The sequence below is a fragment of the Agrobacterium sp. LEGMi-208b genome (assembly GCF_059511785.1).
The window spans coordinates 2,216,928-2,241,073 of the sequence record NZ_CM183446.1; the positions used below are offsets into that span (position 1 = coordinate 2,216,928).

At 59.7% G+C, this 24,146-nt stretch carries 22 protein-coding genes; 19 read left to right on the forward strand and 3 right to left on the reverse strand.

Annotated elements, in window-relative coordinates:
• The first annotated feature begins 83 nt into the window (after positions 1-83).
• The gene (locus AC5YUO_RS24605; RefSeq protein WP_400815492.1) at positions 84-1,049 is read left to right on the forward strand and encodes a dihydrodipicolinate synthase family protein; all 966 of its coding nucleotides are present in this window, start codon (positions 84-86) and stop codon (positions 1,047-1,049) included.
• 334 nt (positions 1,050-1,383) lie between these two features.
• Here the strand turns inward: AC5YUO_RS24605 and AC5YUO_RS24610 are convergent, their stop codons facing one another.
• Complete coding sequence (locus AC5YUO_RS24610) at positions 1,384-2,421, reverse strand: Ldh family oxidoreductase (protein ID WP_496155621.1); 1,038 nt, start codon at positions 2,419-2,421, stop codon at positions 1,384-1,386.
• Positions 2,422-2,864: 443 nt separating this feature from the next.
• Between AC5YUO_RS24610 and AC5YUO_RS24615 the strand changes: the two genes are divergently transcribed.
• The 7 genes from AC5YUO_RS24615 (at position 2,865) to AC5YUO_RS24645 (ending at position 9,978) form a co-directional block, all read left to right on the forward strand.
• Entirely contained in the window at positions 2,865-3,671 is an 807-nt protein-coding gene (locus tag AC5YUO_RS24615; RefSeq protein WP_496155622.1) for an ABC transporter substrate-binding protein, read from the forward strand.
• A 72-nt stretch (positions 3,672-3,743) separates the two neighbouring features.
• A complete protein-coding gene (locus AC5YUO_RS24620; protein WP_496155623.1) occupies positions 3,744-4,409 on the forward strand; it encodes an amino acid ABC transporter permease in 666 nt (221 codons plus the stop codon).
• A gap of 12 nt (positions 4,410-4,421) precedes the next feature.
• Positions 4,422-5,075 (forward strand): amino acid ABC transporter permease, encoded by a 654-nt coding sequence (locus AC5YUO_RS24625; RefSeq protein ID WP_496155624.1) that lies wholly within the window; start codon positions 4,422-4,424, stop codon positions 5,073-5,075.
• Positions 5,068-5,790 (forward strand): amino acid ABC transporter ATP-binding protein, encoded by a 723-nt coding sequence (locus AC5YUO_RS24630; RefSeq protein WP_020811659.1) that lies wholly within the window; start codon positions 5,068-5,070, stop codon positions 5,788-5,790. Before AC5YUO_RS24625 ends, AC5YUO_RS24630 begins: the two co-directional genes overlap by 8 nt.
• The gene (locus tag AC5YUO_RS24635) at positions 5,790-7,031 is read left to right on the forward strand and encodes an NAD(P)/FAD-dependent oxidoreductase (RefSeq protein ID WP_496155625.1); all 1,242 of its coding nucleotides are present in this window, start codon (positions 5,790-5,792) and stop codon (positions 7,029-7,031) included. Before AC5YUO_RS24630 ends, AC5YUO_RS24635 begins: the two co-directional genes overlap by 1 nt.
• 113 nt (positions 7,032-7,144) lie before the next feature.
• The gene (lhpI, locus tag AC5YUO_RS24640; protein WP_496155626.1) at positions 7,145-8,854 is read left to right on the forward strand and encodes a cis-3-hydroxy-L-proline dehydratase; all 1,710 of its coding nucleotides are present in this window, start codon (positions 7,145-7,147) and stop codon (positions 8,852-8,854) included.
• Between the two features lie 95 nt (positions 8,855-8,949).
• Entirely contained in the window at positions 8,950-9,978 is a 1,029-nt protein-coding gene (locus AC5YUO_RS24645; protein WP_496155627.1) for a trans-3-hydroxy-L-proline dehydratase, read from the forward strand.
• Positions 9,979-10,127: 149 nt separating this feature from the next.
• Here the strand turns inward: AC5YUO_RS24645 and AC5YUO_RS24650 are convergent, their stop codons facing one another.
• Both AC5YUO_RS24650 and AC5YUO_RS24655 read right to left on the reverse strand, forming a co-directional pair.
• Positions 10,128-11,150, reverse strand: coding sequence for a LacI family DNA-binding transcriptional regulator (locus AC5YUO_RS24650; RefSeq protein ID WP_496155628.1), 1,023 nt, complete (start codon positions 11,148-11,150; stop codon positions 10,128-10,130).
• Between the two features lie 157 nt (positions 11,151-11,307).
• Positions 11,308-11,628 carry a hypothetical protein gene (locus AC5YUO_RS24655; RefSeq protein ID WP_003505663.1) on the reverse strand — a complete coding sequence of 107 codons (321 nt, stop codon included), beginning with the start codon at positions 11,626-11,628 and terminating at the stop codon, positions 11,308-11,310.
• 296 nt (positions 11,629-11,924) lie between these two features.
• Between AC5YUO_RS24655 and AC5YUO_RS24660 the strand changes: the two genes are divergently transcribed.
• The 11 genes from AC5YUO_RS24660 (at position 11,925) to AC5YUO_RS24710 (ending at position 24,145) form a co-directional block, all read left to right on the forward strand.
• Positions 11,925-12,728: a transporter substrate-binding domain-containing protein gene (locus AC5YUO_RS24660; protein WP_404503563.1), complete on the forward strand. Its 804-nt coding sequence runs from the start codon at positions 11,925-11,927 to the stop codon at positions 12,726-12,728.
• Positions 12,729-12,796: 68 nt separating this feature from the next.
• The gene (locus tag AC5YUO_RS24665; protein ID WP_496155629.1) at positions 12,797-13,501 is read left to right on the forward strand and encodes an amino acid ABC transporter permease; all 705 of its coding nucleotides are present in this window, start codon (positions 12,797-12,799) and stop codon (positions 13,499-13,501) included.
• A complete protein-coding gene (locus tag AC5YUO_RS24670; protein WP_400815466.1) occupies positions 13,498-14,157 on the forward strand; it encodes an amino acid ABC transporter permease in 660 nt (219 codons plus the stop codon). The genes AC5YUO_RS24665 and AC5YUO_RS24670 overlap by 4 nt, the downstream gene beginning before the upstream one ends.
• Positions 14,138-14,869, forward strand: coding sequence for an amino acid ABC transporter ATP-binding protein (locus AC5YUO_RS24675; protein ID WP_035224928.1), 732 nt, complete (start codon positions 14,138-14,140; stop codon positions 14,867-14,869). The genes AC5YUO_RS24670 and AC5YUO_RS24675 overlap by 20 nt, the downstream gene beginning before the upstream one ends.
• A 23-nt stretch (positions 14,870-14,892) precedes the next feature.
• The gene (locus AC5YUO_RS24680) at positions 14,893-15,828 is read left to right on the forward strand and encodes a 2-hydroxyacid dehydrogenase (RefSeq protein ID WP_496155630.1); all 936 of its coding nucleotides are present in this window, start codon (positions 14,893-14,895) and stop codon (positions 15,826-15,828) included.
• A gap of 217 nt (positions 15,829-16,045) precedes the next feature.
• Positions 16,046-18,220, forward strand: coding sequence for a putative bifunctional diguanylate cyclase/phosphodiesterase (locus AC5YUO_RS24685; RefSeq protein WP_496155631.1), 2,175 nt, complete (start codon positions 16,046-16,048; stop codon positions 18,218-18,220).
• A 466-nt stretch (positions 18,221-18,686) separates the two neighbouring features.
• On the forward strand, positions 18,687-19,814 hold the full coding sequence (locus tag AC5YUO_RS24690; protein WP_496155632.1) for a porin: 1,128 nt from the start codon (positions 18,687-18,689) through the stop codon (positions 19,812-19,814).
• 328 nt (positions 19,815-20,142) lie between these two features.
• A complete protein-coding gene (locus AC5YUO_RS24695) occupies positions 20,143-20,772 on the forward strand; it encodes a flavin reductase family protein (RefSeq protein WP_496155633.1) in 630 nt (209 codons plus the stop codon).
• A gap of 300 nt (positions 20,773-21,072) precedes the next feature.
• Entirely contained in the window at positions 21,073-22,008 is a 936-nt protein-coding gene (locus tag AC5YUO_RS24700; protein WP_496155634.1) for a LysR family transcriptional regulator, read from the forward strand.
• A gap of 104 nt (positions 22,009-22,112) precedes the next feature.
• A complete protein-coding gene (locus AC5YUO_RS24705; protein ID WP_400815451.1) occupies positions 22,113-22,592 on the forward strand; it encodes a formate dehydrogenase subunit gamma in 480 nt (159 codons plus the stop codon).
• On the forward strand, positions 22,589-24,145 hold the full coding sequence (locus AC5YUO_RS24710) for a formate dehydrogenase beta subunit (RefSeq protein WP_496155635.1): 1,557 nt from the start codon (positions 22,589-22,591) through the stop codon (positions 24,143-24,145). Before AC5YUO_RS24705 ends, AC5YUO_RS24710 begins: the two co-directional genes overlap by 4 nt.
• Position 24,146 lies beyond the last annotated feature (1 nt).

The following is a 24,146-nucleotide window of genomic DNA, read 5'->3' on the forward strand; positions in this document are numbered from 1 at the left end:
AATACAAGATAGTAATGTGCCTGTCGAAAGGGTGGCGCGGACGTGCGTCCATTCCCGAAAAACATGTCCCTTAGGAGCAAGTAATGACGGCCAGCATTTTTTCCGGCGTGATTCCCGCCTTGATGACCCCCTGCAAGGATGATCGCACCCCTGATTTCGATGCGCTTGTTCGCAAGGGCAAGGAACTGATCGCCGATGGCATGTCGGCCGTTGTTTATTGCGGCTCCATGGGTGACTGGCCGCTTTTGACGGACGAGCAGCGCATGGAAGGCGTGGAGCGTCTGGTGAAGGCCGGTATTCCGGTTATCGTCGGCACCGGTGCGGTCAACACGGCATCCGCCGTAGCCCATGCCGCTCACGCCCAGAAGGTTGGCGCCAAGGGCCTGATGGTCATCCCCCGCGTCCTGTCGCGCGGCTCGGTCATCGCGGCCCAGAAGGCCCACTTCAAGGCCATCCTCTCGGCCGCCCCGGAAATCCCGGCCGTCATTTACAACAGCCCTTATTACGGTTTCGCCACCCGCGCCGATCTCTTCTTCGCGCTGCGCGCCGAACACAAGAACCTCGTCGGCTTCAAGGAGTTCGGCGGTCCGGCGGATATGCGTTATGCCGCTGAAAACATCACCAGCCGTGATGATGAAGTCACCCTGATGATTGGCGTCGATACCGCCGTTTTCCACGGTTTCGTCAATTGCGGCGCAACCGGCGCCATCACCGGCATCGGCAATGTCCTGCCGAAGGAAGTCATTCACCTCTGCAAGCTGTCGCAGGCCGCCGCCAAGGGTGACGCGGATGCCCGCGCCCGCGCGCTGGAGCTGGAGCAGGCGCTCGCCGTTCTCTCGTCCTTCGATGAGGGCCCGGATCTGGTTCTCTATTTCAAGCACATGATGGTGCTGAAGGGTGATAGGGAATACACGCTGCACTTCAACGAAACCGATGCCCTGACTGACAGCCAGCGTGGTTATGTCGAAGCGCAGTTCAAGCTGTTCAACAGCTGGTATGCCGACTGGAGCAAGCTTCCGGGCGCCGTGCAGGCCTGCAAGGCTGCCTGAGCAGTCGCTGACGTGAAACAAAAGGCCCGCAAATGCGGGCCTTTTTTGCATGAGGTTTGAGCGTTTCTTGGCTTCTACGTCATCCCCGGACTTGTCCTACAGCTGTCCGGTTTAAATTTCTGCCGGCTGCAATCCCCACGAAGTTTGTGGTGAAGAGTGGATATTCTCTCGGCGTCATCCTCGGCCTTGCGCCGAGGATCTAATCAAGGTGAATAAAATCAATCGGTTGCAGATCCTCGGGACAGGCCCGAGGATGACGGAAAAGAGGTTTGCGGATTCCGCCGTCAACTCTGCACCGGGCCGCGGGCCTTATGTATATTGTTCTCCGACACGGTCAGGAGACCGCGTCCAGCCCCTTTTCGAGCAGCCGGTCCAGCCCGGCCATTTCTGCTGCGGTAAGCGTAATGCCTTCGCTTTCGGATTTGGCACGCGCGGCGAAGCGGCGGCCGGAGGGCAGGCGGGCGCCCTGGCCGATGATGGCGTCGAACAGCACTTCCGCGCGCTGGAACGGATCGCCGGGACGGCCCTTGGCGAAGGCTTCGGGAGAAAAGGCGACGATCAGCTCTCCATGGGTGGGGGCAAGTGTCGTGCTGCCGAGAAATTCGAGCGCTTCCGGGCTGGTGAAATCACCGATCATGATGCCGGCGAGAAGCTCGATCATCGTGCCGATGGCCGATCCCTTGTGACCGCCAAAGGGCAGCATGGAACCGGCAAGGGCGGCTTCCGGGTCGGTCGTCGGCTTGCCTTCGGCATCCAGAGCCCAGCCTTCCGGCAGGGGCTTTCCGGCCCGCCGATGCAGTTCGATTTCACCGCGGGCCGCAACCGACGTCGCGAAGTCGAAGACATAGGGTGAGGCGCCCTTGCGCGGCCAGCCGAAGGCGAAGGGGTTGGTGCCAAGCAGCGGTTTGCTGCCGCCGGTGGGCGCGACGGTGGAATAGCTCGGGCACATGACCAGCCCGGCAAGGCCGTTCGACGTCAGCCCCTCGACTTCCGGCCAGAGCGCCGAAAAATGCGTGCAGTCATTGATGACGAGTGCCGCAACGCCGAGACGTTTCGCGCGCTCCGCCAGAACCGGCAGGCCGAGCTCGAAGGCGGGGTTGGCGAAACCGCCATTGGCATTGACCTTCACGATTGCCGTGCCGTCGTCCTCGGCCACATCAGGAATGGCATCGGGCTTGACCTTGCCAGCCTTGACGGTGCGCAACGCGCCTTCGATACGGTAGATGCCGTGGGACTTGCAGGCATCCCGCTCGCCCGCCGTGATGACGCGCGCCAATGCGCCCGACTGTACATCATTCAGCCCGGCCCTCAAAAAAATCGACTCGACCCGCTGGAAAAGTGCCTCAATGGTCAAGGTGGTCGTGTCGCTCATCATAGTCCTCCGATAGGGCTCGCACATTTTGAATACATAAAGTATACAAAGGTGTGAGTATTGCAACGTGTCTTTTCGATGAAGCTCAGTCAGAGCAGAAGGCCACCCTGTCAAACACGGAGATACCTTAAGCCCTCATTCCTGTGCTTGTTACAGGAATCCAGTCGGCGCGCGTCTGCGCGCCAGAAAGCCTCTTTCAGCCCAAAGACTTGGGCTGGCTAGATTCCTGTGACAAGCACAGGAATGAGGGATGCTGGACGTTTCGCCCACCTTGTCCGCTCCCCCCCGCGCCGGCTTGCGTAATGATCCGCGACACCTCATCTTTTCGCATGCAAAAAAATTCTTTTTGTATACTCATTGTATTTTTATGTTGATTTATCGCTTTCTTGGGGAAATAGTGACCGCGCCTTCAAGGGCAGACCAATTCTGGGAGCAAATAAAGAATGAAAAAATCGGTCATTTTCGCCGGCCTTTTCGCCGCCACTTCCGCTATCACCCCGGCCAAGGCCGACAAGCTTGACGACATTATTTCGTCCGGCACCCTGCGTTGCGCCGTCGTGCTCGACTTCCCGCCCATGGGGGCGCGTGACGACGCCAACAACCCGATCGGATTCGACGTCGATTATTGCAACGACCTCGCCAAGGCGCTCGGCGTCACGGCTGAAATCGTCGAAACGCCGTTCCCCGAGCGCATTCCGGCGCTGATGTCCGGCCGCGTCGATGTCGGCGTTGCGTCCACCTCCGATACGCTGGAGCGCGCCAAGACGGTCGGCATGACCGTGCCTTACTTCGCCTTCGAAATGGCCGTCACCGCCAACGACAAGTCGGGCATCAAGTCCTTCGAGGACATGAAGGGCAAGACGGTTGGCGCAACCGCCGGCACGTTTGAAGCCATCGCGCTTGAAAAGTCGGTCAAGGAGTGGGGAACCGGCGAGTTCCGTCCTTACCAGACGCAGGCTGACGTGTTCCTCGCGCTGAGCCAGGGCCAGATCGACGCCACCGTTTCCACTTCCACGGTTGCGCAGTCCAACGTCAAGGGCGGCAAGTTTGCCGGTATCTCTGTCGTCGGCAAGGCGCCTTATGACATCGATTATGTCGCGCTCTTCACCAATCGTGACGAATACGGCTTCATCAATTACCTGAACCTCTTCATCAACCAGCAGGTTCGCACCGGCCGTTACGCCGAACTCTATGAAAAATGGGTTGGCGGCGAGGTTCCCTCGCTCACCGTCAACGGCGTTTATCGCTGATCAGGACTTTTCGTAAACGGCGCGGTCAAAATGATCGCGCCGTTGATCGTTTCTGAAAAGGCGGGACGCTTCATGTTCAACTATACATTCCACTGGAATCAGGCGCTGAAGGCTCTGCCGCAGCTTCTGGACGGTGCGGTGGTGACGCTGCAGATCGCCCTTCTGTCGATGGTGATCGGTCTTACCTTCGCCATCCTGCTGACGCTGTTCCGGCTGTCCGGCAACCGCGTTCTCGGCGCTTTGGCCTCCGTCTGGGTGGAGGTTGCCCGCAACACGCCGGCACTGTTCCAGATTTACATGGCCCATTTCGGGCTTGGCAATTTCGGCATCCACCTCAGCCCCTATACCGCGCTTCTGGTCGGTATCGCGTTTAACAATGCCGGTTATCTGGCAGAGAATTTCCGCGGTGCACTGAAAGCCATACCGGATACGCAGACGCGGTCGGGCCGTTCGCTTGGCATGACCTCGATGCAGACCTTCCGGCTCATCATCCTGCCGCAGATGCTGCGCGTCGCCTTCCTGCCGGCCACCAACCAGATGGTCTGGGCGATCCTGATGACATCGCTCGGTGTCACGGTCGGTATGAATACGGATCTCGCCGGTGTCACGCAGGCGCTCAATGCGCGCTCGTTCCGCACCTTTGAATTCTTCGCGCTCGCCGCGGTCATCTATTACGTGATCGCCAAGATCGTCACGCTTGCCGCCAGATTGCTGGCCGCGCGTCTGTTCCGCTACTGAGAGAGGTGAGCCATGTTTGAAACCGCTCTCACCTGGAGTGATCTCGCCTTCCTGGCTAAGGGTGCCGGCATGACGCTTGCCGTCACCGCCGTCGCCGTCACGGCAGGCACCATCATGGGGATCGTCTTCGGTATCGTCCGCTTCCAGTTCGGCCCTTACTGGTCGCTGCCGCTGACCTTCGTTCTGGATATTTTCCGCTCCGTGCCGCTGCTCATCCAGCTGGTGCTCGGCAATGCCTTCCAGTCGATCGCCAAGCTCGGCTGGCCGCCATTCACCACCTCATGCGTGGTGCTGTCGCTTTATACGGCAGCCTATTGCACCGAGATCGTGCGCGGCGGCATCGATGCCGTGCCATCCAATACGCGCCGCGCCTGCCGGTCGCTCGGCATGACCTGGTCGCAGGACATGCGTTACATCGTGCTGCCGCTCGCCACCCGCGTGTCGTTGCCCTCGTGGATCGGCCTGACGCTGGGTGTGATGAAGGATTCGGCCCTGGTGCTTTGGCTTGGCCTCATCGAGCTTTTGCGCGCCTCGCAGATCCTTGTGACCCGCCTGCAGGAACCGCTGACCATCCTGATGATCTGCGGCGCCATCTACTTCCTTATCAGCTTCCCCATCGCCCGTTTCGGCGGGTATCTCGAAAGACGGTGGTCCCCCAATGATTGAGATCGAAAACGTCCGCAAATCCTTCGGCCCGCTGGAGGTTCTGAAAGGGATCAACCTCACCGTCAACAAGGGCGAGGTCGTCACCATCATCGGCGGCTCCGGTTCCGGCAAATCGACGCTGCTCACCTGCATCAACGGCCTGGAGCCGATCGACAGCGGCAAGATCGTCATTGACGGCACGGAAGTGCATGCCAAATCGACCGACCTCAACAAGCTGCGCCGCAAGGTCGGCATCGTTTTCCAGCAATGGAACGCCTTCCCGCATCTGACGGTATTGGAAAACGTGATGCTGGCGCCGCGCAAGGTGCTCGGTATTTCCAAGGAACAGGCCGAGGAGATCGCGGTCAAGCAATTGACCCATGTGGGCCTTGCCGAAAAGCTGAAGGTCTATCCGAACCGCATGTCGGGCGGCCAGCAGCAGCGTATGGCGATTGCGCGTGCGCTTGCGATGTCGCCGGAATATATGCTGTTCGACGAAGTCACCTCGGCGCTCGACCCGATGCTGGTGGGCGAAGTGCTCGATACGCTGAAGATGCTGGCGGATGAAGGCATGACGATGATCTGCGTCACCCACGAAATGGCCTTCGCCCGCGATGTCTCCAACCGCGTCGCCTTCTTCCATCAGGGCGTGATGGCGGAAATCGGCACGCCGGACCAGCTTTTTGGCGCGCCGCAGCATGCCGAAACCCAGAAGTTCCTGGCGAGCGTGCGGTGATGCCTGCACATGATGTCATCGTCATCGGGGCCGGCGTCGTCGGCCTCTCGGCGGCAATCGCCGCTCAGGGTCGCGGTCTTTCGGTCACGGTCATCGACCGCGAGGGACCGGCGGCGGGCGCTTCTGCCGGCAATGCCGGTGCCTTCGCCTTCACCGATATCCTGCCGCTTGCATCGCCGGGCATTCTCTGGAAAGCACCGAAATGGCTCATCGATCCGCTGGGGCCACTCAGCGTGCCGCCGGCCTATGCGCTGAAGATCGCGCCATGGATGTTCCGTTTCTGGCGGGCCTGCGCCGCCTCGAAGGTCGAGCATTCCACCGCCGCGCAGACGGCGCTGATGGACCTTTCCAAAGCAGAGCTGGAGCCGTTCCTCAGAAAGACCGACACCATTGCGATGCTGCGCAAGGAGGGCAACCTTCAGGTCTATGAAAGCGAGGCGGAATTCGAAGGCTCGCTTGCCGGCTGGAAGGCACGCGAACGCCACGGCATCGAGTTCCGGCATCTGAATGCCGAGCAGATGGCCGAGATACAGCCGGGAATAGCACCGCGTTTCACCTGCGGCACATTCACGCCCGGCTGGTATTCCATCGCCGATCCGAAGCTTTACGCGCTGGCGCTGGCCGATCATTTCCGCACCATTGGTGGCCGCATTGAATGCCTGGATGTTGCCTCGCTCAGACCGCTGGAAGACGGCGTCGAGGTCGTGAGCCATGATGGCCGCACCCGCAAGGCGAGCAAGGTGGTGCTGGCGGCGGGGGCGTTCTCGCATCGCATCGCCCGTTCGCTTGGGGAAAAAATTCCGCTGGAAACGGAACGGGGGTATAATACCACCCTGCCGTCTGGTGCTTTCGATCTGCGCACGCAGGTCACCTTCGGTGGCCATGGTTTCGTCGTTACCCGCCTTTCCTCCGGTATCCGCGTTGGCGGTGCGGTGGAACTAGGTGGACTGGAGCTTCCGGCCAATTTCGCCCGTTCCGAGGCGCTTTTGACCAAGGCGAAGGCCTTCCTGCCGGGCCTGAGGACCGAAGGCGGCAAACAGTGGATGGGCTTTCGTCCCTCGCTGCCGGACAGCCTGCCGGCCATTGGGCAAGCGCGGCACACGGCAAGGGTGGTTTATGCTTTCGGCCACGGGCATCTGGGGCTGACGCAATCGGCGGGTACGGCCCGCATCGTCGCCGATCTTCTGACGGGGCAAAAACCCGCCATCGATACAGAGGCATTTTCGCCACAACGTTTCTAGAGAATTTCGGCTTTTCTCCGAAACGCAAAAATTCTCTAGCGCTTTTTTTCACGCATTTTCCGGGCGTCAAACCGTTACGCACGTTTACTGGAAATGCTTCAGGGAGATTTTCGATGTCTTCTTCCGTTTCATCCACAGCCGCTCCCGAGGCGCGCAGCATTCTGGCGGGTGCCGCCGAGGGCAAGGTCATCGCCACGACAGAGGCGCTGAGCTTCTGGGGTGGGGTCGATCCCGCCACCGGCAAGGTAATCGACGTGCATCACCCGCTGCATGGCATCTGTCTCACCGGCGGCGTGCTGTTCATGCCGACCAGCCGCGGTTCCTGCACCGGCTCGGGCGTGGTGCTCGATCTCATCCTCACCGGCCGTGCGCCTTCGGCATTGGTGTTCTGCGAGGCTGAAGACGTTCTGACGCTCGGTGCCCTCGTTGCAGCGGAAATGTTCGACAAGGCTTTGCCGGTCATCCGGCTCGATGCAGAAACTTTCGCCCGCTTTTCCCGCGCCGCGCATGTCCGCATTCACGGGAGCACCATTGAGGCTGACGGCATCTCGCTCGCCATCGCTCCGCCGGCGACGGCGCATCTCGACCTCACGGACGACGACCGGGCGATGCTTGAGGGCCGTGACGGCATCGCCGCGCGCCAGGCCATGCGCATCATCGTCGCCATGGCGGCACAGCAGGGCGCATCCGCGCTTGTCGATGTGACGCAGGGCCATATAGACGGCTGCATCTATGCCAGCCCCGCCAACCTGACCTTCGCGGAAAAAATGGCTGATATGGGCGGCAAGGTGCGGGTTCCATCGACCATGAACGCCATTTCGGTGGACAAGGCCAACTGGCGGGCGCAGGGTGTACCGGAGGATTTCGGTGATCCCGCCGCAAGGCTGGCGGATGCCTATGTGCGCATGGGCTGTCGCCCCACCTTCACCTGTTCGCCTTACCTTCTCGACAGCGCGCCAAGTGCAGGCGAATCGATCGGCTGGGCCGAGTCGAATGCGGTGATCTTCGCCAATACGGTGCTCGGTGCCCGCACCGCAAAGCACCCGGATTTCCTCGATCTCTGCATTGCGATGACGGGCAGGGCGCCGCTTTCGGGGGTGTATCTCGAAGAAAACCGCCGGCCGCAGTGCATCGTCGATGTGGCGTTGCCGCAGGGCGTGGATGACGCCTTCTGGCCGCTTGTCGGTTATCTCGCCGGCAAGTCTGCGCCGGATTGTATTCCGCTGCTGCGCGGTCTTGGCTCCGCAAAGCCATCGCGGGATGATCTGAAAGCGCTCTGCGCCGCCTTCGGCACCACCTCCGCCTCGCCCATGTTGCATATCGAGGGCGTGACGCCGGAAGCCGGGCTCGCGCCGCTCGAAACAGCGGAAACCGTCACCATTTCCCTTGAGGATATGGCGGCCGGCTGGTCGCTTCTGAACGAGGGGCCGGAGGAGGTGCAGCTTGTCGCCATCGGCAGCCCGCATGCCTCGCTGGAGGAGTGCCGCGCGCTTGCCGCCCTGTTCGCCGGCCGCAAACGTCGTGCGGATGTCGCCGTCATCGTCACCGCCGGCCAGCAGGTCATCGACGCGGCCGGGCAGGACGGCACGCTGCAAAGCCTGAAGGACAGCGGCGTGCAGGTGCTGCCGGATCTCTGCTGGTGCTCGATTTCCGAGCCGGTTTTTCCGACGAAGACCCGCGCCCTGATGACCAATTCCGGCAAATATGCCCATTACGGTCCGGGCCTGAGCGGCCGCGCGGTGCGCTTCGGCAGCCTTGCCGATTGTGTTGAAAGCGCCCTGACCGGCCGGGCTGTCTCCCGTCTTCCCGCCTGGCTTCCCTAGGGCGCGTCCAGACGCGCGCCTATCTTTCGGTTTCCCATTTTCCGGACGCAAATCCGCTCCGCCCTTTGACTGGAAATATTTTAGAGGAGTTTTGAATGCGCAGTATCAAGACCGTTCACGTCATTTCCGCCCATGCGGAAGGCGAAGTCGGGGATGTGATCGTCGGCGGGGTGAAGCCGCCGCCGGGGGACACGATCTGGGAACAGAGCCGTTTCATCGCCCGTGATGAGACGCTGCGCAATTTCGTGCTCAATGAGCCGCGCGGCGGCGTGTTCCGCCACGTCAATCTGCTGGTGCCGCCGAAACATCCGGATGCGGATGCCGCCTTCATCATCATGGAGCCGGAAGACACGCCGCCCATGTCCGGCTCCAATTCCATCTGCGTTTCCACAGTACTTCTGGATGGCGGCATCGTGCCGATGCAGGAGCCGGAAACCCATATGCTGCTGGAAGCACCGGGCGGGCTGGTGAAGGTGCGCGCCGAATGCCGCAACGGCAAGGCCGAGCGCATTTTCGTGCAGAACCTGCCGAGCTTTGCCGCAAAGCTCGACGTAGAACTCGAGGTCGAAGGCCTCGGCACGCTGAAGGTGGACACCGCTTATGGCGGCGACAGTTTCGTCATCGTCGATGCCGAGACGATGGGTTTCAGCCTGAAGCCGGAAGAGGCGCATGAGATCGCCCGCCTCGGCGTGCGCATCACCAATGCCGCCAACAGGGCTTTGGGTTTCGACCATCCCGAAAACCCCGACTGGAAACATTTTTCCTTCTGCCTGTTTGCCGGCAAGGTGGAGCGCACGGCGGAAGGCCTCAGGGCAGGGGCGGCCGTCGCTATCCAGCCGGGCAAAGTGGACCGTTCGCCAACCGGCACGGCGCTTTCAGCCCGTATGGCCGTGCTGCATGCACGCGGCGAAATGAAGGAAGGCGAAACGCTGACGGCGGTGTCGCTGATCGGCTCAACCTTCACCGGCCGCATTCTCGGAACCACAACGGTCGGCGACCGCCCGGCCATCCTGCCGGAAATCTCCGGTCGCGGCTGGGTCACCGGCATCCACCAGCATATGCTTGATCCGTCCGATCCGTGGCCGGAGGGGTATCGGCTGACGGATACCTGGGGGGCACGGTAAGGGCGATACACCGCCCTTACCTCATCCCTGTGCTTGTCACAGGGATCCAGTCAGCCCAAGTCCTTGGGCTGAAAAGACTCCCTTTCGCCGCGCAGACGCGCGTCGGCTGGATTCCTGTGACAAGCACAGGAATGAGGAAAGAGAGTGGATTAGCCGCCCGCTTGTTTCGTCGTCTCCCGCACGATCAGCTCGAACCCGACATCCACCCGCGCCCCTTCGGGAACAGCGGCATCCTTTTCCGGCTCCAATATCGAAAGCAGCAATTCGCCCGCCCTGCGGCCGATCATCTGGGCGTCGACCCGGATCGTTGAAATCGCCGGGTAACATTGGCGGCTGATATCGAAATCGCCGAAACCGAGGATGGACACCTGATCGGGCACGGCAATGCCGCGGCGGTGACATTCCATCAGCGCGCCGACGGCGGAAATATCGGAGACGGCGAAAATGCCTTCGACATCGGGCGCCTTCCCGAGCAGGGAGCCGAGCGTCTTTGCCCCGTGATCATAGGAGACTGGCGCGCTGCCTTCGCGGATGATGAGATCGTCGGAAATGCCGGCTTCGCGCAACGCTGCCGCAAACCCGACAAGGCGGCTTTCGCCGCGCCAGTCGTTCACGGCGCCGTCAGCCCGGGAGCCGAGTGCGCCAATACGCTTTAAACCAAGCGAGATCAAATATTTGGCGGCGTTTCTTCCCACTTCGTAGTTGGAAAAGCCAACCGCATGGTCGATCGGGTGCTCCGGAACGTCCCAGATCTCCACGATCGGAATGCCGGCGCGCATCAGAACCTCGCTCGCCATCTTGGTATGCACCGTGCCGGCGACGACGATGGCATCGGGGCGGCGCTCCATCATGGTGCGGATGACGCGCTCCTCTTCCTGCAGGTCATACATCGTATAACCGATCAGCAACTGGTAATCGGCCGCGCGCAGCGCCTTGGCCAGCCCCTGCGCGCTGTCGGCGAAGTTGGAGTTGGTGAGCGTCGGCAGGATGGCGGTGATGAAATTGGTGCGCCGGGAAGAGAGCGAACCGGCGATTCGATCCGGCACATAGCCAAGCTTCTCGATGGCCTTCATTACCTTCTGGCGTGTCTCTTCCGACACCAGGGCAGGATCGGCCAACACCCGCGAAACGGTCATCTTGGAGACGCCCGCGAGTTTCGAGACGTCGCTCATGGTTGCTTTTTTTGACGTGACTAACGCTGCGGCCAAGGGCGTGCGCTCCACCAAAGCATGTCTCCCTAAATTCGAACCGTTTCAGGACAAGACATACACGAAGATATCAAGGGAAAGCACGCCGTATGATTTGATATCAATGCGGCGTGCACCGGATTTATGCGACGCGGCTATAGACCAGATGGTAAAAACGTCCGTCGCACATGCTCATCATCTCATCCGTCAGTACCCGGCCTTCCAACCGGACCGGCGAGACCAGCGCTTCCTCCACGGCCTCCATCGAGGGATAGTCGATTTCCTGCACCATGATGATCGAGGCTGCGTCCGGGTCGGTGCGCTCGGTGCGCATCACCCGCACGGCCTGCGCATTCGGCATGCGTTTCCAGACCGGCAGCAATTTTTCCTCGACGATGCGGAAAAACTCCTCCTCCCGGCCGGGGTGGATCCTGCCTTCGAAAATTGCCGAGCGTGTATACATGGTTTCCTCCCGAATGAATCTCCGATGCAACAGTTCTGCAGATCGGACTTGCAATGATACCGATAACATGCATTATTGATCCTGCCAAGAACGTGAAACGGTGTCGATGAGAGGAAAATCGATAACCAGCCGAAATTGTTGAATTTTAAGGAAAATTCACATGGTTTTGAGCTTTCGCGGTTTCTTGGGAGGAGTTTTTTGTCAATCGCGGTGAAATGTTATCGAGAACATTTTTCGCTTTGTGCAAGATCGCTGTTCCGCGTTGGGCAGCCACTTAAAAGGTTGGAGGAGAAACCATGAGCATTTCAAGATTTCTGAAGAACGTGACCGTTGCCGTCGGTGTTGCCGCAGCAACGCTTGCCGCCAGCACAGCCGCCCATGCGGTCTCGCTCAGCGAGATCACGGCGCGCGGCAAGGTCAAGATCGGTGTTCTGACCGGCGCTCCGCCGATGGGCATGGTGGATGAGAAGGGCAATCCTTCCGGTTATGACGTGGATGTCGCCAACCTCATCGGCACCTATCTGTCGCTGCCGGTTGAGCTTGTGCCGCTGACGCCGCCTGCGCGCATTCCGGCCCTTCAGACCGGCAAGGTCGACTTCCTTGTCGCAACGCTTGCGCCGACGGGCGAGCGCGCCAAGACCGTGATGTTCACGCAGCCTTACAGCGCCTTCAACATGGACATCATCTCGGGCAAGGACCAGAAGTTCGAAAATCTCGACAGCCTCAAGGGCAAGCGCGTTTCGGTCAATCGCGGCTCCTCGCAGGAAACCGCGCTGCGCAAGGCCAATGTCGAAGGCCTCGAAATCGTCGTTTACGAAGACGATTCCACCAGTGCCCAGGCACTGCTTGCCGGCCAGGTCGATGCTGTCGCCCTGCCGTCCACGGTTGGCGAAGCGATCATCAAGCAGCGCCCGGAGGCCGGTCTGCAGGTTGGTTTCACCTTCTTCCAGCAGGGCAATTCCATGGCGACAAAGCTTGAGGATTTCGAGCTGCGCCAGTGGCTGAACACGTCCATCTACCTCATGAAGATGTCGGGCGATCTCGACCGTATCTCGGTGAAGTGGACCGGTCGTCCGCTGCCGCAATTGCCAAGCTTCTGATTGAGCCTTTCAACGCGTCCGCCGGAGAAAAATTTCCGGCGGACCGGGAAATGTCAACGGAGTGACGCATGTCCTATACTTTTCAATTCGGCGCGCTCGCCCAGTATCAGAATGAAATTCTGAACGGCATATGGCTGACGATCAAGCTGTCGGTCCTCTCCATCGTGCTCGGCTGCGCTTTCGGCATTCTTTTGGCCTCGCTGCGCTCCATCAAGGGCGGCATCGTCCGCATCATCGTGGACGGTTATGTGGAGGTGATCCGCAACACGCCGTTTCTGGTGCAGCTTTTCATCGTCTATTTCGGTCTCCCGGGTCTCGGCTTTCGTGTCGGGGCGGATACCGCGGCGCTGATCGGCATGACGATCAATCTTGCCGCCTATTCGACGGAAATCATCCGCGCCGGCATCGAGGCGGTGCACAAGTCGCAGATCGAGGCGGGAGAGGCCCTGGGCTTCACGAAGTACCAGATCTATCGCCACGTCATCATCGTGCCGGCCATCGCCAAGGTCTATCCATCGCTCTGCAGCCAGTTCGTGCTGATGATGCTGGCGTCGAGCATATGTTCGGCAATTTCCACCCATGAGCTTGCGGCTGCCGCAGCCTTCGTGGAATCGCAGACCTATCGCTCCTTCGAGGTCTATATCGTCGTCACGCTCATCTATCTTGCGCTGGCGCTTAGCCTGCGGCTTATCCTTGCCCTTGTCGGCATGTGGCTGTTCGGCCGCCGCGTCGCCCGCAAGACAATGACCGCCATGCCGGAGGTGCAGTCATGACTCTTCGAACTTTCGGCTGGAACGAATTCGGCTTTCTTCTGACCGCCCTGCAATGGACCGTGCTTCTGACGATCATTGCGCTTATCGGCGGCGGCATTGTCGGCTTCCTTGTCGCGCTGGCCCGTACCTCGAATTTCAAGGCGCTGCGCATTGCCGCCGGCACCTATATTCAGGTTATTCAGGGCATTCCGGTGCTGATGATCCTGTTCCTGTCCTATTACGGCCTCAGCCTTGCCGGGCTGGAACTGCCGCCGCTCTTTGCCGCCGGCGCCTCGATGACCATCTATACATCGGGTTACCTCGCGGAAATCTGGCGCGGCTGCATCCAGGCGGTGCCGAAGCAGCAATGGGAAGCATCGGAATCGCTGGCGCTCACCCGCGCCCAGCAATATCGTTACGTCATCCTGCCACAGGCGATCCGCATTTCGCTACCGCCGACCGTCGGTTTTGCCGTCCAGGTCGTCAAGAATACGTCCATCGCATCGATCATCGGTTTCGTCGAACTGGCGAGAGCGGGGCAGCTCATCAACAATGCCACGTTCCAGCCGTTCCGCGTCTTCGTCGCGGTGGCCGTGCTTTATTTCATCGTCTGCTACCCGTTGTCCCAGCTGTCGCGTTGGCTGGAAAGGAGGCTTCATGCCGGAAGTAATCGTTGAAAACGTTCACAAGAGCTTTGGCGCTCTGGAAGTCCTCAAAGGCGTGTCGCTGACGGTCGGTCGCGGTGAAGTCTTTGCCCTCATCGGCCGCTCGGGCTCGGGCAAGAGCACGCTTCTGCGCTGCATGAACGGGTTGGAGAAGATCAATTCGGGCCGCATCGAAATCGCCGGTCATGCGATCGGGGAAGATGCCAAGGCGTTGCGCAAGCTGCGCACCGATGTCGGCATCGTGTTCCAGAGCTACAATCTTTTCCCGCATCTGACGGTCGGCGAAAACATCATGCTCGCGCCACGCATCGTCAAGGATGTGGCGAAATCGGAAACCAGGGATATTGCCCGCGAGGTCCTGCAGCTCGTGGGTCTTTCGGAGAAATTCGATTCCTATCCCGACCAGCTGTCCGGCGGCCAGCAGCAGCGCGTGGCGATTGCCCGTTCGCTTGCCATGCGGCCGAAGGTGATGCTGTTCGACGAGGTGACCTCGGCGCTCGACCCGGAACTCACCGAGGAAGTGCTGACCGTCATGGAAAACCTCGCCAAGGATGGCATGACCATGATCCTCGTCACCCATGAAATGGCCTTTGCGCGCCGCGTGGCGACCGAAACCATCTTCATGCACAAGGGCAAGATCTGGGAGCAGGGCCGCTCGTCCGAACTCTTCGCCAATCCGCAAACGCCGGAACTCCGGCAATTCGTCAAGGCCGATGTGAAGTAGTTCACCGGCACAAAGGAAAGTCCATGACCACTGAAATCGTGCAACTGTGCCCGCTCATCCCGGCACTGGAAGAAGAACTCGCGCAGCGCTTCACCGTGCATCGCCTGTTCGAGGCGGCCGACAAGGCAGCATTTCTTGCTGAAAAGGGCGGCGCGATCCGCGGCGTCGTCACCGGCGGCCATATCGGCCTGCCGGCGGATGTCGGCGCGGCACTTCCCAACCTCGAGATCGTGGCCATCAACGGCGTCGGTTTCGACAAGGTCGATCTGGCGGAAGCCAAGCAGCGTGGTTTCCGCGTCTCCAATACGCCTGATGTGCTGACGGCCGATGTCGCCGACCTCGCGCTCGGTCTTGTTCTGGCACAGGCGCGCAAGCTGCCGCAAGCGGATCAGCATGTGCGCACTGGGCAATGGCTGAAGGGCGACATGGGGCTTGCGACCCGTGTGGCCGGCCGTCGTTACGGCATTTTTGGCCTCGGCCGCATCGGTCAGGCAATCGCAAAGCGGCTCGAGGGTTTTGACGCGCGCATTTCCTATACCGCCAGAAACCGTCGCGATGTCGCCTATGATTATTACGACAGCATCGAGGCGCTGGCCGCCAATTGCGATGTGCTGATCATTGCCGCCGCCGCCACCGCCGAAACGCGCCATATCGTCAATGCGGATGTGCTGAAGACGCTTGGACCGCAGGGCGTGCTTGTCAACGTGGCGCGCGGTTCGCTGGTGGATGAGAAGGCGCTTGTCGAGGCTCTTTCCAGTGGCGCCATCGGCGGCGCGGCACTTGATGTCTTCGAGGATGAGCCGCGTGTGCCGGAAGCGCTTTTCGCCTTCGACAACGTCACGCTTGCCCCACATGTCGGCAGCGGCACGCACCAGACACGGCGCGCCATGGCCGATCTGGTTATTGCCAACCTCGATGCGCATTTTGCCGGCAAAGAACTGCCAACGCCGGTGGTGTGACGGACAACGAATTGCCACCTGTATAAAGTGACGGCGCAGCTTCTGTTGCGCCGTTTTGATTCAGGCGGGCAGGGCGTCAGGGAGGCCGCTTTCCCGGCAATCTCCCGCTGTTGTTCATACTTATATAATACGTATAATCCTACTATTCCGCTTCCTTGTAAGATGATGAGGCGGAGAGGTGCGTTCCAAAGGCCCGAAGACACCCGAAGAGACCCGGATGTCGCGAAAAAAGCGCGATGTCACGCCATCTGCCACCCCTGACAAGAGCGAAAATGCCAATCCTTCCGACCGGCACGCGCTTCTGGAAGCGATGATCGACCACGTGCCGGATTTTATCTATGCCAAGGATCTGGAAGGGCGCTTTCTTTTCGCCAATCGGGCCATCGTTACCGAAAACGGTTTTGACACGGTCGAGCAACTGATCGGGCTCACCGATTACGAGATTAATGGTGAGGCGGCGCACCGTGCCGGTATTCCCGATACCGAGGCGCGGGTGATGCGCACCGGCGAACCGGATCTCGGTTACGAGGAGCGCGCCATGCGCGGCGATATCGATCGCTGGCTGATGATGTCGCGCGTGCCGTTGAAGGACAAGGCCGGCAACATCATCGGCGTGGTTGGCGCCTCCCGGGATATAACCCAGAAAAAGGCTTCGGAAAGACTGCTTCAGGCGCAGGCGCATATTCTGGAAATGATTGTCGCGGCGGCGCGTATCGAGGATTTTCTCGAGGAATTCGTCAAGGCCATCGAAAATCTCGCAACCGGACTGGCCTGTGCGGTGCGGGTGTTCGATGCGGCGGACGGGGAGCCTTCCGTTTACGCCTCGCCGGCGCTTGCGCAGCAGAAAGGGCTGACGGCACTTGTTTCCAGTGTCAGTGATCCCGAAAGCCTCAGCCATCCGGCGGAGCAGGTGGCCTTCAGTTTCGATATTCCCGCCAGCGAAGGCAAGGCGCATGGCTTCGTCTGGTGCATGCTTGCCGGCCGTGAGCCGGATGCGGCGCTGGTGGAGTTTATCGCTGCCGCGGCGCGCATGGCGGGGCTGGCGATCGACCGCAAAAGGGCGGCGGAACATATCGCCTTTCTGGCGGATCACGACATGCTGACCCGGCTGCCGAACCGCCGTTTCCTCGATACGCGATTGCCCGAAATACTGGCCGCGGCGGCAAAGGCGAACCGAAGGGTCGGTATCGGCTTTCTCGATCTCGACAATTTCAAGCAGATCAACGATACGCTCGGTCACAGCATCGGCGATGCACTTTTGTCGAAGACCGCCGAGCGCATTGCAAAAAGCCTCCGGCAGAACGATCTGGTTCTCCGGGTCGGTGGGGATGAGTTCGTCATCATTCTTGAAGAGCGCAGGGACGATGTCGAAAGCCGCCTGCAGCGCATCCGCGCGGCGGTCTCTCAGCCATTGCGCATCGGCAATTACGATATCAAGGTGACATGCAGCATCGGCATGGCCTTTTTCCCCGAACACGGACAAACCACGGCGGAAATCGTCGCGGCGGCCGACCTTGCCATGTATGAAGCCAAACATAACGGGCGCGACAGCATTGCCACCTTCACCCCGAACATGGCGGATGATCTGAGGAAGAAGTTCACCCGCATCGAGGAGTTGCGCAAAGCCGTGAAGAGGGACGAGTTCGTCCTGCACTTCCAGCCGCAGGTCGATCTCGTCAGCGGCGGGATCAGCGGCGTGGAGGCGCTGGTGCGCTGGCAACACCCCACGGAAGGTCTGCTCGGCCCTGCGGAATTCATCGGGCTTGCGGAAGAAACCGGGCTCATCGTGGAACTCGGCGAAAGCATTCTCAGGAAGGCCTGTCGTCAGGCGCAGGCATGGGCTGCCGCCGGCCTCTCGCCCGTCAAAATGGCGGTCAATATCTCGCCGCGGCAGTTTCAGGGCGGGCTGGTGCAGCAGATCAGATCGGTGCTGAAGGAAACCGGCCTTGCGCCATCGCTGCTGGAAATCGAAATCACCGAGACGCTCATCATTCAGGATGTCGAAACATCGGTGCGGATCATGCGGGCCATCAAACAGATGGGCGTCAGCCTGGCGCTGGATGATTTCGGTATCGGCTATTCCTGTCTTGGCATGCTCAAGACATTCCCGCTGTCCTGCATGAAGATAGACCGCTCGTTCCTCACCCACCTGCCGGAAAAAACCAAGGACAGCGCCATCGTCTCGATCATGATCCAGCTTGCCGGGTCTCTGGGCATCGATGTCATAGCCGAAGGTGTGGAAAGCGGTGAGCAGGCGGCGTTTCTGCGCGCCGCCGGCTGCCCTTACGGTCAGGGTTATTATTTCAGCCGTCCGCTTCCTGCGGATGCGATCGAGGCAATGCTGGCGAATAGCACGACGTTCCCCACCGGCCTTTCCGGCGACAGGCCATAAGCTCCGCCTTCTGCGGGTTGCCGGGAGCGTGCCGCGTTGCACGCTGCGACGCGCCGTCTTTATTTCCCGGGCTTTTCTCTCCCGATCCGCGCTTTGCGATGAAAGTCCACGCAGCCTCATCCCGCATATGAGCGCATTCTCGTTTCCCCCGCAGGATGGCGCGGGGCGTTGAGAGTGTATTTCGGTTATTAATAATATTGTCATTTTAGAAAATTTAGCTGTAGTAATAAATGCAATTATTTCAAAATAAAATATAAAATTACTACATATAAAGCTACTAATTTGTTGTAATTTTACTACTTAATCTGAATGTGTGCTTCTATTATATTTCTATTTGTTCGATTTGGATTGCGACTCCATGGTGGTTTCTGTCATTTGCTCGTTCAGCGCAGGGAAGCGGGCGGCAGGGAAAGACCAGCCCTCAAATTTGCGCATTTGTTGAAAAATTTTTGACTGGAGATTAAAAATGAACATCAAGAGCCTTCTGATCGGCTCCGCTGCCGCTCTCGCAGCAGTATCCGGCGCACAGGCCGCTGACGCTATCGTCGCTGCCGAGCCCGAGCCCATGGAATATGTCCGCGTCTGCGACGCATTCGGCACCGGCTTCTTCTACATCCCCGGCACCGAAACCTGCCTGAAGTTCGATGGTTACGTTCGTTTCCAGACCGACTTCGGTCGTGACCAGTCCGGCACGTCTGACTGGGATTCCTTCACGCGCGCCCAGTTCAACGTCGATACCCGCACCGACACCGACCTCGGCGCTCTGCGCGGTTACTTCGGTTTCCGCGGCCAGGCTGACCAGGACAGCAGCCGTGGTGTTGTTCTTGATCAAGCTTTCATCGAAATCAACGGCCTGAAGGTTGGCTTCTACTACAACTGGTGGGATGATGGTCTGTCCGGCGAGTATGATGTCCTCAGCTCGAACCAGACCCGTCTGAACGCCATCCGTTACACCTATGACGCTGGCTCCTTCTACGCTGGTGTTGCCGTTGAAGAACTCGAAGGCGTCATCGCTGGCAACTCGATCACGACATCGGGCAGCACGACGACCATTCAGCGCAACAACCTGGGTGTAAACCAGCTCAACTGGACGACGCAGAATCGTCAGGGCGACAACAATGTTGGCGTCAGCGCTATCATCGGCGCCAAGTTCGGCGGCGTTAAGGCTAACCTGCTCGGCGGTTACGATACCGATGCTGAAAACGGTGCAATCCGCGCAATCGTGACGGCAGAAGTAGGTCCGGGCACCTTCGGCCTCGCCGGCGTATGGGCTTCCGGCGCGAACGCATACTACGAAGAGTCCGAGTGGTCCGTTGCTGCTGAATACTCAGTCAAGGCAACTGACAAGCTGACCATCACCCCCGGCGTTCAGTACTTCAGTACGCTTGATATCGGCACTGATGGTGACTTCACCGGCAACCGCGATGCATGGCGCGCTGGTGTAGCGGTTGGCTACAAGATCACGTCCGGCCTCTCCACGCTCGTTTCGGTTAACTACCAGAGCGTTGACGGCGATGAGCGCGTTCGTAGCGGCATCGGCAGCGGCGCTGGCGACCAGTGGACCGGTTTCGTTCGCCTGCAGCGTTCGTTCTAATAGCCCAGATAAGCAAAAAGCATAATAGGGTTAGACAACTCAGATCCACCCCGTCTTCGGACGGGTGAGTGACTAGCTCCAGTCAAAGTTCCTGACATGATGTCAGGTTTGCTCCCCGTCCTCTCCAGGTCGGGGAGTTTTTATTTGCGCTGAAAGCCGATGCGTGGATGATGATCCCGTCGATAAGGTCGGAAAATGCAAGGGTGTCTGCGCTCCATCCTCGCTTCAGAAAGCTGGCGCTGCAAAAATCGACCCTCAAGCGACGACGGCGATTGAGAAATTGTCTGCAATATGAAATATTATTGTATACAATAAATCAGGTGCTTCCATGGAATTCGATTTTACCGCGCTTGAGCCGCAGAGCCGTTATCGTTTGCTGACCAATTTTATTGGCCCGCGGCCGATAGCGCTTGTCACGACGCGTTCGGCCGCAGGCCACAATAACGCCGCGCCGATGAGCTTTTTCAACGTTTTCTCCCACGATCCGCCGATCGTTATTCTCGGTATCCAGCCGCGGGTGACGGGTGAGGAGAAAGACACGATGGCCAATATTCGCCGCACCGGCGAATTTGTCATCAACATGGTCGATATGGCTCTGTCCGATCAAATGCTCGTCTGCGGCCTTGGCTTCGATAGCGAGGTCGATGAACTTTCGATTGCCGGGCTGACGGCCAAATCCTGCAGCAAGATCGATGCGAGCTTTGTGGCGGAATCGCCCTGTGCCTTTGAGTGCCGTGTGGAGCGTTTGATCGATTATCCACGCCGTACGCTGGTATTGGGGGAGGTCGTGCACATGCATGTCCACAAGGATTGCCTCGATACGGAGGGGCGTTATGTCGATCCGGACCGGTATCAGCCGATTGCGCGCCTGCACGCCGATAATTATATCAGCTCGGATCGCCAGTTTGTCCTGAAGCCACCCGCGATAACCGACTTCATCAAGCCGGACGGCAAATAAAGATTATGGCAGCGGAAGTGCCGGATGGTCTCGGCCGCTGCAGGAAACGCCTGAGAATGAGAGGGCAGGGCGCCGATCCCCATCATTGGCGCAGCGCTCGCATCTCCAGTCCAGCACGGTTTGAACTAGATTGCCACCCGCAAAAGCAGGTCGGCGCGCATGACTCTTCGCCCTTAAGGGAACTCGGCCTTGCCGTCTGCGCAGGAAAACAACCGCGTCCATTTGCGGGCTTGTCCGCCTCGCTTTAGTGTTCTTCTGCTCGCATCATGCATAGGGTCGCGAGTCACTGCGGGAGGACGCATGATCGACAAGCTGGAATTTTTCATTGCATTGGCGCGCGCAGAGCATTTTGGCCGTGCCGCCGAGGAGTGTGGTGTTTCTCAACCCAGTCTCTCGGCTGCGATCCGGCAGCTGGAAGACCAGCTGGGGGTTGTTCTCGTGGTGCGTGCGGCGCGTTATCAGGGGCTGACGCCGGAGGGCCAGCGTGTTCTGGAATGGGCGCGGCGCATCGTCGCCGATACGCGCACCATGCGTGAGGAAATGCGGGCGGCGCGCAAGGGTCTGGCGGGCCATATCCGGCTTGCGGTCATTCCGACAGCGCTTGCGATGGTGCCGCGATTGACGGAATCCTTTCAGGCGCGGCATCCGGATGTGACTTTTTCCGTGACGTCACGCACCTCGCTTCAGGTCCTGAGCCAGATCGAAAACCTCGAGATCGATGCGGGAATCAGCTATCTCGACAATGAACCGCTGGGGCGTGTGACCACGGTGCCGCTTTATTCGGAGCGATATCACCTGATTGCAGCCGCCGGAACGCCGCTTGCCGATCAGGAAAGCGTTACCTGGAGGCAGGTTTCAGGTCTTAGGTTATGCCTATTGACTTCGGATATGCAGAACCGCCGCATCATCAACAAACATATGGCTGAAGCGGGTGTGGAGGTGAAGCCGACACTGGAATCCAACTCCATGATTGTGCTGTTTTCGCATATTCGAACCGGACAATGGGCTTCAATAATGCCGCGTAACATAGCGGAATCATTTGGTTTTCCAAAGCAGATCAGAATGATACCCATTACTGAGCCGGATGCGGAACATCTGGTGGGATTGATCGCGACCTACCGAGAACCGCACACGCCACTGGTTTCCGCGCTTCTGCATGAGGCGCGTCAGCGCGCAGCGGAGATGGTTTTTGATAGGAATTTCCTATCGGTTGACGAAAACACATTATTGACCTGATCCGGCCGATCTCGCCATTCTCCCTGACGATGCAGGGGCTGCGCTGACACTGAAACATGTGCCGCTCGCCATACCTGCCCCTGTCGGTTTGGGAGGACTGGCTTATGAATATTCGTGCGGTTGCCGCAGATGAGGCGGCCCGTGTTTCCGCTATCATTGACGAATTTCTCCACCTGGAGGGGCCCTTGCTGCCCATTTTGCACGCGGTGCAGGAAGAATTCGGTTACATACCGGAAAGCGCCAAGCAGATCGTCGCATCCGCTCTGAATATATCGCGCGCCGAGGTTCATGGCGTCGTAACCTTCTATCCCGATTTTCGCGACCATCCTTCCGGCCGCCATGTTTTAAAGCTCTGTCGCGCCGAGGCTTGCCAGTCGATGGGTGGCGAGCCTCTGGCGGATACCATCAGGAACCGGCTCGGCCTCGACTGGCATGAAACCGCGGCCGACGGATCCGTCACGCTGGAACCGGTCTTCTGTCTCGGGCTCTGTGCGCAGGCGCCAGCCCTGATGCTGGATGGCGAAGTCCATGCCCGCCTTGACGAAGACTGTCTTGGCGACATTCTGACGGAGGCGCGCCGATGAGTGTCACCGTTTTTGTTCCCGGCGATTCCGCCGCTCTTGCCGTTGGCGCCAACCGGGTGGCCGAAGCGATCGCCCGCGAGGCGGTCAGCCGCAATCTTGATGTCCATATCGTCCGCAATGGCTCACGCGGCATGCTCTGGCTTGAGGTGCTTGTGGAAGTGCGCACCGAACAGGGCCGGATCGCCTACGGACCGGTCAAGGCCGGCGACGTTGCTTCGCTTTTCGATGCGGGTTTTCTGACCGGCGGCGAGCATCGTCTCTGTCTCGGGCTGACAAAGGATATCCCGTTCCTGAAAAGCCAGACGCGCCTGACATTTGCCCGCTGCGGCGTTACCGATCCATTGTCGCTTGAGGATTATCGCGCCTATCAGGGTATGAAAGGCCTTGAAAAAGCCATCGCCATGGCACCTCTGGACATCGTTGCGCAGGTAACCGAAAGCGGCCTGCGCGGACGCGGCGGCGCGGGTTTCCCGACGGGCATCAAATGGAAGACCGTCGCCGACGCGGTCGCCGATCAGAAATACATCGTCTGCAATGCGGATGAGGGCGATAGCGGCACCTTTGCCGATCGCATGATCATGGAAGGCGATCCCTTCGTGCTGATCGAAGGCATGGCGATTGCCGGCCTCGCCGTCGGCGCGACGAAAGGTTTCATCTATACCCGCTCGGAATATCCTTACGCCATTAAGGTCATGGAGCAGGCGATCGAAATCGCCCGCAGCAACGGCATCATCGGCCCCTCCGTGCTCGGTTCCGGCCGGGCCTTCGACATGGAAGTGCGCATGGGCGCCGGCGCTTATGTCTGCGGCGAGGAAACCTCGCTTCTGAACAGTCTGGAAGGCAAGCGCGGCACGGTGCGCGCCAAGCCGCCGCTGCCTGCCCTGCAGGGCCTGTTCGGCAGGCCCACCGTCGTCAACAATGTGATCTCGCTCGCCTCCATTCCTGTTATCATGGATCGCGGCGCGGCCTTTTATCGCGATTTCGGCGTTGGCCGTTCGCATGGCACCATTCCTATCCAGCTTGCCGGAAACGTCAAACATGGCGGGCTTTATGAGACCGCATTCGGTTTGCCGCTCGGGCAACTGGTCAATGATATCGGTGGCGGCACGATCACTGGCCGCCCCGTCAAGGCGGTGCAGGTGGGCGGTCCGCTCGGCGCCTATTTCCCGGTTTCCCTGTTCGACACGATTTTTGACTACGAAGCCTTTACGGCGGCTGGCGGGCTTATCGGGCATGCCGGTATCGTGGTTTTCGACGATACCGCCGATATGCTGCATCAGGCGCGGTTCGCGCTGGAGTTCTGCGCCGTCGAAAGCTGCGGCAAGTGCACGCCCTGCCGCATCGGCTCGACGCGCGGCGTCGAGACGGTGGACAGGATCGCGCTCGGCATCGAGCGGGAGAAGAACACCGCGCTCCTCGCAGACCTCTGCGAAACCATGAAATTCGGTTCGCTCTGTGCGCTCGGCGGTTTCACGCCCTATCCCGTCATGAGCGCGCTTCGGCATTTCCCTGATGATTTTGCCCCCATCCCACGTGTTGAAGCGGCGGAGTAAG

Bases quoted from the DNA above. Each gene is read 5' to 3' on its own strand.
- AC5YUO_RS24610 (WP_496155621.1), bottom strand. From the start codon at position 2,421: ATGAGCGACACGACCACCTTGACCATTGAGGCACTTTTCCAGCGGGTC.
- AC5YUO_RS24625 (WP_496155624.1), top strand. From the start codon at position 4,422: ATGTTTGAAACCGCTCTCACCTGGAGTGATCTCGCCTTCCTGGCTAAG.
- AC5YUO_RS24705 (WP_400815451.1), top strand. From the start codon at position 22,113: ATGAATATTCGTGCGGTTGCCGCAGATGAGGCGGCCCGTGTTTCCGCT.
- AC5YUO_RS24670 (WP_400815466.1), top strand. From the start codon at position 13,498: ATGACTCTTCGAACTTTCGGCTGGAACGAATTCGGCTTTCTTCTGACC.
- AC5YUO_RS24685 (WP_496155631.1), top strand. From the start codon at position 16,046: ATGTCGCGAAAAAAGCGCGATGTCACGCCATCTGCCACCCCTGACAAG.
- lhpI (WP_496155626.1), top strand. From the start codon at position 7,145: ATGTCTTCTTCCGTTTCATCCACAGCCGCTCCCGAGGCGCGCAGCATT.
- AC5YUO_RS24655 (WP_003505663.1), bottom strand. From the start codon at position 11,628: ATGTATACACGCTCGGCAATTTTCGAAGGCAGGATCCACCCCGGCCGG.
- AC5YUO_RS24665 (WP_496155629.1), top strand. From the start codon at position 12,797: ATGTCCTATACTTTTCAATTCGGCGCGCTCGCCCAGTATCAGAATGAA.
- AC5YUO_RS24680 (WP_496155630.1), top strand. From the start codon at position 14,893: ATGACCACTGAAATCGTGCAACTGTGCCCGCTCATCCCGGCACTGGAA.
- AC5YUO_RS24700 (WP_496155634.1), top strand. From the start codon at position 21,073: ATGATCGACAAGCTGGAATTTTTCATTGCATTGGCGCGCGCAGAGCAT.
- AC5YUO_RS24635 (WP_496155625.1), top strand. From the start codon at position 5,790: ATGCCTGCACATGATGTCATCGTCATCGGGGCCGGCGTCGTCGGCCTC.
- AC5YUO_RS24630 (WP_020811659.1), top strand. From the start codon at position 5,068: ATGATTGAGATCGAAAACGTCCGCAAATCCTTCGGCCCGCTGGAGGTT.
- AC5YUO_RS24695 (WP_496155633.1), top strand. From the start codon at position 20,143: ATGGAATTCGATTTTACCGCGCTTGAGCCGCAGAGCCGTTATCGTTTG.
- AC5YUO_RS24615 (WP_496155622.1), top strand. From the start codon at position 2,865: ATGAAAAAATCGGTCATTTTCGCCGGCCTTTTCGCCGCCACTTCCGCT.
- AC5YUO_RS24605 (WP_400815492.1), top strand. From the start codon at position 84: ATGACGGCCAGCATTTTTTCCGGCGTGATTCCCGCCTTGATGACCCCC.
- AC5YUO_RS24645 (WP_496155627.1), top strand. From the start codon at position 8,950: ATGCGCAGTATCAAGACCGTTCACGTCATTTCCGCCCATGCGGAAGGC.
- AC5YUO_RS24690 (WP_496155632.1), top strand. From the start codon at position 18,687: ATGAACATCAAGAGCCTTCTGATCGGCTCCGCTGCCGCTCTCGCAGCA.
- AC5YUO_RS24710 (WP_496155635.1), top strand. From the start codon at position 22,589: ATGAGTGTCACCGTTTTTGTTCCCGGCGATTCCGCCGCTCTTGCCGTT.
- AC5YUO_RS24620 (WP_496155623.1), top strand. From the start codon at position 3,744: ATGTTCAACTATACATTCCACTGGAATCAGGCGCTGAAGGCTCTGCCG.
- AC5YUO_RS24650 (WP_496155628.1), bottom strand. From the start codon at position 11,150: ATGAGCGACGTCTCGAAACTCGCGGGCGTCTCCAAGATGACCGTTTCG.
- AC5YUO_RS24660 (WP_404503563.1), top strand. From the start codon at position 11,925: ATGAGCATTTCAAGATTTCTGAAGAACGTGACCGTTGCCGTCGGTGTT.
- AC5YUO_RS24675 (WP_035224928.1), top strand. From the start codon at position 14,138: ATGCCGGAAGTAATCGTTGAAAACGTTCACAAGAGCTTTGGCGCTCTG.